Source organism: Helicobacter sp., assembly GCF_022511165.1.
Classification (GTDB): domain Bacteria; phylum Campylobacterota; class Campylobacteria; order Campylobacterales; family Helicobacteraceae; genus Helicobacter_C.
Genome location: NZ_JAFLSB010000059.1, coordinates 1 through 7,734 on the forward strand (window position 1 = coordinate 1; position 7,734 = coordinate 7,734).

A 7,734-nucleotide genomic window follows, 5' to 3' on the forward strand; every position below is an offset into this window, starting at 1 on the left:
TAGCTATGAGGGGGCTTTTTGCCTTGTAGATTCTAAAAGTGCGCAGGGAGGGGGCTCTGGAAAGCATATCAACCTAGAAGTGTTACGCTCACTCAAGGAGCAATATTTGTGTGTTGCAGGAGGGATTAATCCACATAATATTGCGGATTTTTTGCAGTTACGCCCTGCTTTGCTTGATGTGAATTCGGGTATAGAATCTGCAGCGGGGAAAAAGGATAGAGACAAATTTCGTCTGCTTCTCTCTCATCTCAATGCCTCCATATCCTCGCAAAATAAAATTAAACCTCAAAAAAGCACTCAACTTTAGGAGATTAAAGAATGTATGCTTCACCCATAACTCACTCTCAATCCCCTAAACACTCTATGCTTTTAATCACTCGTGTTTGCGTGCTAATCATCGCGCTTTTGCTACTTTGCACCATAGCGCGTGGGATTATGGTGGCGCATTTTTTACCTCAAAATTTATGGCAGGAGCATTTTAGCGATTTTTGGGCGATGTGGATTGTGGGATTAAAACTTGATATGCGAGCCATTAGTGTTGCTATGCTTATTTTTATAGCACTTCATTATCTTTTAGCAATAATGTATTTTGTTTTTAACAAAAAAGTAAGGGGGGGGGCATACACAAACTGATACCCTAAGTCCGCGCCCTCACCTTAATAGAATCTCTCATAAAATCCGTTTTCAAATCTCTAGAATCTGCACACAAATCTACGCTTTTTTACCTCAATTTTATGCCTTTTTGCTTGGTTTTATCTTTATGGTGGCTGCGATTGTTAATTTTTATTATTTTCGCACTTATGGAAACAAAATTGATATTTTTATTTTTGGGTTAAAAGATGATGATACATTGGCTATTTTTGAGATTCTATGGCGGGATTATCCACTTATACTTGGCATCATAAGTGCTATTGCTTATGGAATCTTTACGCTTTTTCTCTATAACATCTCACATCAATTTTTCTCTATCTTTACAACATTACAGCCCTTTTTACCACACTTTCGCTTACGCGCTAAAAGTGCTATCACTCTTATCAGTCAATTTTTATGTATCATATTGCTTATTATTGGTGCGCGTGGCTCACTCGGGACATATCCTTTGAAAGAAGATAATTATCGTATTTCTACTTTGCCTATTTTTAATCATCTCGCTACAAACCCACTCTTAGCGCTTGATTGGGCGTATAGTAATTATAAAGCAGATGCACATATTTCTCCACCTTCAGCCCAAAGGGGAGAGGCATTGCAAGAGGCACTTTTCCCATTACTGCGCCAAAGTCCATATTCTATGTTTTTAAAAGATAATCCCCCTCATATTGTAGTGAATCTTATGGAGAGCTTTGGCAGCAATATGCTTATCTATGATGAACTCCCGCATAATGACTTACTTGGCGCATTACGAAAGCATTTTGATGAAGATTTTGTATTTTTTAGATTTTTATCTGGGGCAAATGGCACACTTGCCTCATTTTTTATGCTTTTTTTTGATAGCCCTACTCCTCTCTCAAGAGGCTCTGCAAAAACTACTTCTTTGCCCTATAATCCATTTGCTATATACGCAAATGCAGGATATGAGGTGATTTATATTACTTCAGGATATGAAAGTTGGCAAAATACAGGGGATTATATGAGAATTCAGGGGGTGGGGCATATCTATGACGCCCTCCATCTTATGGAGCGTTTTCCACAAAGCAAAAAAGATAAAAATGCCTATGGGATTCCTGATGAGTATGCCTATAAACTCGCATTTGAGATTCTAAGTAATGCACAAAAGCCCACATTTATTGCTATACTCACCACAAGTAACCACCCGCCCTATCATCTCCCACATACCTACGCACCAAAGCCTATTACTTTGAGTGAAGCAATCAAAGCAAAGGCAAAGAATAATGAAGCAAAGCAAAAACTTCAAACCTCTATGACTCTCTATCAATATGCCAACAATGCCTTTGGGGAGTTTTTAGATAGAATAAAAGATTCCGCACTAAAAAGCAAAACCATTATTGCTGCAACTGGAGATCATTATGTAAGAGATTTTAGCTCTAATCCAAGCACCGATAAAGCTATCGCTTATGCTGTGCCTTTTTATATATATGTGCCACAAGATTATGCCAAGGCTATACATTATGATTCTACTCGTATAGGCTCACACAAGGATATATTTCCTACACTCTATGAGCTAAGCCTCTCTCATACACAATATATGAGCGTAGGTGGGCGCAATATACTTGCAACTCAAGATAAAGCACCATATGCTTTTGGCTACAATCAAGCAGCTTGGATTGACAAAAAAGGCATTTATCCTATCAATGAAGCGGTGGGCTATATGTGGGGAGATTCTCAAAAAGGCTTTGGACTACTCTCAAGTGATACTCAAATCGCACTTTCGCCTCAAAAGAAAGCCTTTGGCTCTAGCCTCAATGAACTTTTTGCTTATGCTATTGCGTGGAGGATTTTTAATCCTAACCCACAAGAGCAGCCATCTTCTCACTAGATTTATAAGCTTTGTTTTGATTTATTTCTCTTTTATCTCACGCTTTGCTTTATTTGCTTTACTTTTACTTTGATTATAGATAATGCCTCATAGAATCTTGCATCTTCTTTTCAAAGGATTTGTATGAAAAAAATATTTCTTGCTTTGCTCTTGCTTCTTTGGAATAATGTGCTTTTTGGCGCTTCTAAAGAGCTTTCTCTCATAATGGCTGGTGATGCGCTTTTGCACGCTTCTGTATATAATGATGCAAAAACTGAAACTGGAAGCTATGATTTTAGCTCAATGCTCACTGCACTCAAAAAAGTAAGAAACTATGATTTGGCTTTTTATAACCAAGAAACAACTCTTGGGGGAGTAGAGTTAGGCTTAAGCACCTATCCTACATTTAATTCACCCCAAGAATTTGGCGATAATATGCTCTCTTTGGGCTTTAATCTCATCTCTCTTGCCAATAACCACTCACTTGATAGGGGAGAAAAGGCTGTGCGCAACTCTTTGGCGTATTGGAAACAAAAGCCGGTGCTTACTGCAGGAAGTTATGAATCTTTTGAAGACCGCAATCACTTAAGGATTGAGAAAAAAAATGGCATTACCTATGCGCTCTTAGCTTACACTTATGGCACAAATGGTATTCCTTTACCAAAGGGAAAAGAATATCTTGTCAATGTTTATACAAAACAAATGCTTAAAGATGATATTGAGCGCATACGCGACAAGGTAGATTTTCTTATTGTATCGATGCACTGGGGGATAGAGTATGATTTTACACCCTCTCAAGAACAGCGTGATTTAGCACAATTTTTAGCAAATTTGGGCGTGGATCTTATCATCGGCACACACCCGCACGTAGTGCAGAGTGCAGAGTGGATAGGCGATACATTAGTGTATTATTCACTAGGTAATCTTATCTCTGGACAAAGAGGCACAAACAAACGCATTGGTATGCTAGGAAGTGTAGAAGTTGTAAAAGTAAAAGATGGAAAAGTAAAGCTTAAAAATCCACGAGCAGAGCTTATCTATACTTATTATAATGCACAATTTAAGAATTTTAAACTCATGTGGTTTAATGAACTCAATGATAGCATTCTTCCCAACTATAAATCAATCTATAAAGAATATATGCACATCATCACACAGGGTAGAGATGATATTAAGGCTGGCTTATAATGCGCTCTTCTTTGAACTTAATTTGTTGATGGCATTCTTTACAAGTAACAGGATTTGTGGAGCGCGTAGCAAAGAGATGCATAGATTCAGTGAGCTTATGCTCTTTGCCCGGACATCCGCAAATATAATAGTAGTATTTCACTTCTTTGACTTCACAAGTTGCTCCACTTTCTACTTGCTCTTTGCGATATTTTTCAATCAGCATATCCTCTTGCATAATATGTGTGAGTAGCCAGTCTTCTGCAACAGTTGAAATCATCTCCTTAATCACTTCCATAGATGAGATGTGTTTTACCATACCTGCCATATCCGCTACAATCGTGCGGTGAATCTTCTTATGCTCCTCTAATCGTGGATAGCCAATAGCTGCCATATATTGCTCTTCATCTTTAAAATGTGTCTTCATATATTCAAAAAATTCTGTAATAATTCCTTTTACTTCGCCTCGTGTAGCGTGGCTATTGGCGATTTTATACACCTTGCGAGCAAGCTCAAATAGCTTTTGATGCTGTTGGTCAATAATCTCGTGATGAACGCTAAACTTATCACTCCACTTTGGCAACATAGCTAAACCCTACTTTACTTTACATAGATTATTCAATGAACAAACCAAAATACGATTATAATGCTTACTAGTTTAAAATAAAATTAAGATATATAATCAAAGTGAAAAGGCAAAACTCTTGCGATGATAAGGACAATATCCATATTGAGCAATGCTTTTCCTATGCTCTAAAGTCCCATAGCCTTTATTTTTGGCAAGTTTATAGTGAGGATAAAGCACATCTAATGCACGCATTTGCCTATCCTTACACACTTTTGCCACAATCGAAGCACACGAAACGACTTCAAGCAAAGAATCAGCTTTTACTAAAGTCTCTATTTTTAACCCCGCTTCTTGCAAATAATGCGGAATCTGCGCGTTAAAGGTTGTATTACCATCTATTATAATTGTAAAATTCCGCTCACACTCTCCCTTCCCTCTTTGCGCCCTATCTTTTATTTGTGCATTAAAATCTTTGCTTTTTTGCCCTAACATCTCTTTGCTTACCCCTAGAATCTGCTTTTTGAGCGCATAATCCCCAAGAGCAGCTAACACAGATTCTATACCCTTTCTCATCGCAGAGCTTAAACCATTTGCATCAATCTCCTCTGCGCTTATCTCACTCACAAAAAATGCCATCTTGTCCTTGTTTTGCGCTTCTTGCATTACCTCATAAATGCACTCTCGCTTCTTTGGGGAGAGTTTTTTACTATCTTTGGGCTTTAATGAATGAATAATATGAGCCTCCCCTATTACCCCTGCGACAAATAAACTCCCACAGAGGCAGCCTCTCCCTGCTTCATCAATCCCTGCTACCCACATAAATACTCCTTATACTTCAATATAGATTCCATACAAGCCAAATCGCGGATTCTTATTGTTTGTAAAGTTTTAAGAATCCAAGCTATTTTTCTCACTTTTTTCTCTTTTAAAGAAACAAATTGTAAGAACACCGCTTTAGTTTAAGCTTAAAATGATTAGAATGTGCGCTTTAATTGATATAAAAGGGGTAGTGATGAGTTCAACACGATATAAAGCCATAGGAGCTTTATTTGCAATACTTGCATTCTTTGCATTCAATGCGTGCAAAGATGATAAGCTTGTGGTGGCAACTGCGGCAAATTTTGCACCTTTTGAATATGTCGAGGGAAAAGAGTTTAAGGGCATTGATATGGATATAGCGCGCATCATTGCTCAAAAGCTTGATAAAAAGCTTGTGATTAAGGATATGGAGTTTGATTCTGTGGTTACCGCACTTGCAGGAGGCAATGCAGATATTGCTATTTCTGGCTTGACAATCAATCAAACTCGCGCAAAAGTGATTGATTTTAGCGATACTTATTTTAATGCCTCACAAATGCTTATTACACTCTCAAGCGATACGCGTTTTGATAGTGTGCGCACAAAAGAAGAGCTTATTGCTCTCCTCAAAGCAATCCCTGAACTTAGAATTGGCGTGCAAGTGGGCACAACGGGTTTATTTTATGCCAAAGGTGATGTGGATTGGGGATTTGAGGGATTTGCTAATGCTTCAGTAAGAGAATTCTCAAATGGCGCACTTGCAACTATTGCAATGAAAAATCATCAAATTGATGTGGTGATTATTGATGAAATGCCTGCGCGTGAGCTTATCAGGGCAAATAGTGGCACAAAACTCATTGAAATCGCGCTCACCGATGAAAAATACGCCATTGGTATCGCCCCAAATAATCCAAAGCTCAAAGATTCTATCAATAGCATTTTGCAAGAGATAAAGCAAGATGGCACACTTGAGCATATCATCAAGGCATACTACGCAGAGAAAAAGTAATGGAGTTTGCGCAAAAATATGCCCTTTTTTATCATCAGCTTATTACAAATGGAGGATATAAGCTCATTTTAGAGGGGCTTGGCACAACCCTACTTCTTGCTATTTTGGCACTTTGTATTGGTATTATCGTAGGCACTTTGGTTGCCATTGCCCTTACATACAAAAATCCCTCGCTTTTGCATAGAATCTTATGCGCATTTTTAAAAGCGTATGTGGGATTCTTTCGTGGCACTCCTATTGTCGTGCAACTTCTTTTTATTTATTTTGTGATTCTCCCTGCATTTGGATTAAAAGGTGTAAGTGCGCTTATTGTCGCAGTGGCAATCTTTGGCTTAAATAGTGGTGCGTATGTAAGCGAGATTGTGCGTAGTGGAATCTTAAGCGTAGATAGGGGACAAGATGAAGCAGCAAGAGCTTTGGGACTTAGTGCGAGGGCAAGTATGCGCTATATTGTCTTTCCTCAAGCTCTTAAAAACGCTCTCCCTGCGCTCTGTAATGAATTTATCACGCTTTTAAAAGAAACTTCGGTGGCAAACTACATCACCGTTCACGACCTTACCTATGCTTTTAAAAGCATAGGTGGAGCAAATTATGAATATATGTTTCCATATTTCTTTCTTGCACTCTCTTATTTGCTCCTTGTGATATGTGCGAGCTATTTAGTAAGAATCTATGAAAAGAGGCTAAGGGCAAGTGATACATATTAAGCAACTCAAAAAATATTTTGACGATAAATTAGTGCTAGATAATATTAATTTGCATATCAAAATGGGCGAAAAAGTCGTTATTATTGGACCAAGTGGCTCGGGTAAATCAACCTTACTTCGATGCCTCAATCTCCTTGAAAGCCCAAGTGAAGGGGAAATATGGCTTGATGATAAGATTTTATTTCCACAAAGCACATCAAGCTGGGATATAAATAAAGCCCGAAGTAAAATGGGAATGGTTTTTCAACATTTTAATTTATTTAATAACCTCAATGTCTTACAAAACCTCATACTTGCACCTACATTTTTAAAGCTCCTTAAGCAAGAGGAGGCTATTGCAGAAGCACAAAGGCTTTTAGAACGCATAGGATTGCTTGATAAGCAAGAGGTGTATCCCTCACGTTTAAGTGGTGGGCAAAAGCAGAGAGTAGCTATTGTTAGGGCATTAATGAATAAGCCTGAAGTAATGCTTTTTGATGAGCCTACATCGGCACTTGACCCTGAAATGGTGGGAGAAGTGCTTGATTTGATGAGAGATTTAGCCAATGAAGGTATGAGTATGGTTTGTGTAACACACGAAATGCGTTTTGCTAAAGAAGTGGCACATCGCATTATTTTTATGGAAAATGGGCGCATTATCGAGCAAGGCACACCCCTAGAGATTTTTGAATCCCCAAAAACTCCACGACTTCAAAGTTTTCTTAGTAAGGTAATGGCTTAGGATTTGATTAAGAATCCTTCAAGGATTTTTGCAAAATATCTTTTTTTGAATCTTAATGAAGTCTTTATTTTAACCCATACTTCGCTTGTTTTAAGCTTAGGTTTTAAGGGTAAGTAAGAAATTCTTGCGAATAGGCTTAAAATGTGTAAGTGTAATTTAAGGTTACACAAAATCACTTAGTTTTTTAAGATTCTAGAATCTACGCCTTAATTTACTAGATTCTTTTTTTTATAAGGGGGAGGGGCTTAAAAATGAAGTCGGTTCGATGATATACATCTCACTCCCCCTTAA

Annotated in this window: 8 protein-coding genes and 1 pseudogene; 7 read left to right on the top strand and 2 right to left on the bottom strand. The window is 38.0% G+C overall.

Annotated elements, in window-relative coordinates; all coding sequences use genetic code 11:
* From J1E28_RS07310 to J1E28_RS07325, 4 genes and pseudogenes are all read left to right on the top strand, one after another.
* Window positions 1-307 (top strand): annotated as a pseudogene (locus J1E28_RS07310) (bifunctional indole-3-glycerol phosphate synthase/phosphoribosylanthranilate isomerase); the annotation flags it as partial.
* 11 nt (window positions 308-318) lie between these two features.
* The gene (locus J1E28_RS07315) at window positions 319-633 is read left to right on the top strand and encodes a hypothetical protein (RefSeq protein ID WP_291028295.1); all 315 of its coding nucleotides are present in this window, start codon (window positions 319-321) and stop codon (window positions 631-633) included.
* Between the two features lie 109 nt (window positions 634-742).
* Window positions 743-2,494, top strand: coding sequence for an LTA synthase family protein (locus J1E28_RS07320; protein ID WP_291028296.1), 1,752 nt, complete (start codon window positions 743-745; stop codon window positions 2,492-2,494).
* A 123-nt stretch (window positions 2,495-2,617) separates the two neighbouring features.
* Window positions 2,618-3,661, top strand: a complete 1,044-nt coding sequence (locus J1E28_RS07325) for a CapA family protein (protein WP_291028297.1) — start codon at window positions 2,618-2,620, stop codon at window positions 3,659-3,661.
* On the opposite strand, the gene J1E28_RS07330 is transcribed toward J1E28_RS07325, so the two are convergent.
* Entirely contained in the window at window positions 3,645-4,226 is a 582-nt protein-coding gene (locus J1E28_RS07330) for a hemerythrin family protein (RefSeq protein WP_291028299.1), read from the bottom strand. The two genes, J1E28_RS07325 and J1E28_RS07330, sit on opposite strands and share 17 nt — an antisense overlap.
* Window positions 4,227-4,322: 96 nt before the next feature.
* The gene (locus tag J1E28_RS07335) at window positions 4,323-5,027 is read right to left on the bottom strand and encodes a ribonuclease HII (RefSeq protein ID WP_291028301.1); all 705 of its coding nucleotides are present in this window, start codon (window positions 5,025-5,027) and stop codon (window positions 4,323-4,325) included.
* Between the two features lie 193 nt (window positions 5,028-5,220).
* Between J1E28_RS07335 and J1E28_RS07340 the strand changes: the two genes are divergently transcribed.
* From J1E28_RS07340 to J1E28_RS07350, 3 genes are read left to right on the top strand one after another with little or no spacing between them, the layout of a single operon-like run.
* Window positions 5,221-6,015, top strand: a complete 795-nt coding sequence (locus J1E28_RS07340; RefSeq protein ID WP_291028304.1) for an ABC transporter substrate-binding protein — start codon at window positions 5,221-5,223, stop codon at window positions 6,013-6,015.
* The gene (locus J1E28_RS07345; RefSeq protein WP_291028306.1) at window positions 6,015-6,722 is read left to right on the top strand and encodes an amino acid ABC transporter permease; all 708 of its coding nucleotides are present in this window, start codon (window positions 6,015-6,017) and stop codon (window positions 6,720-6,722) included. The genes J1E28_RS07340 and J1E28_RS07345 overlap by 1 nt, the downstream gene beginning before the upstream one ends.
* Window positions 6,709-7,443: an amino acid ABC transporter ATP-binding protein gene (locus J1E28_RS07350; RefSeq protein ID WP_291028308.1), complete on the top strand. Its 735-nt coding sequence runs from the start codon at window positions 6,709-6,711 to the stop codon at window positions 7,441-7,443. Before J1E28_RS07345 ends, J1E28_RS07350 begins: the two co-directional genes overlap by 14 nt.
* Window positions 7,444-7,734: the final 291 nt, after the last annotated feature.

Bases quoted from the DNA above. Each gene is read 5' to 3' on its own strand.
- J1E28_RS07315 (WP_291028295.1), top strand. From the start codon at position 319: ATGTATGCTTCACCCATAACTCACTCTCAATCCCCTAAACACTCTATG.
- J1E28_RS07325 (WP_291028297.1), top strand. From the start codon at position 2,618: ATGAAAAAAATATTTCTTGCTTTGCTCTTGCTTCTTTGGAATAATGTG.
- J1E28_RS07330 (WP_291028299.1), bottom strand. From the start codon at position 4,226: ATGTTGCCAAAGTGGAGTGATAAGTTTAGCGTTCATCACGAGATTATT.
- J1E28_RS07335 (WP_291028301.1), bottom strand. From the start codon at position 5,027: ATGTGGGTAGCAGGGATTGATGAAGCAGGGAGAGGCTGCCTCTGTGGG.
- J1E28_RS07340 (WP_291028304.1), top strand. From the start codon at position 5,221: ATGAGTTCAACACGATATAAAGCCATAGGAGCTTTATTTGCAATACTT.
- J1E28_RS07345 (WP_291028306.1), top strand. From the start codon at position 6,015: ATGGAGTTTGCGCAAAAATATGCCCTTTTTTATCATCAGCTTATTACA.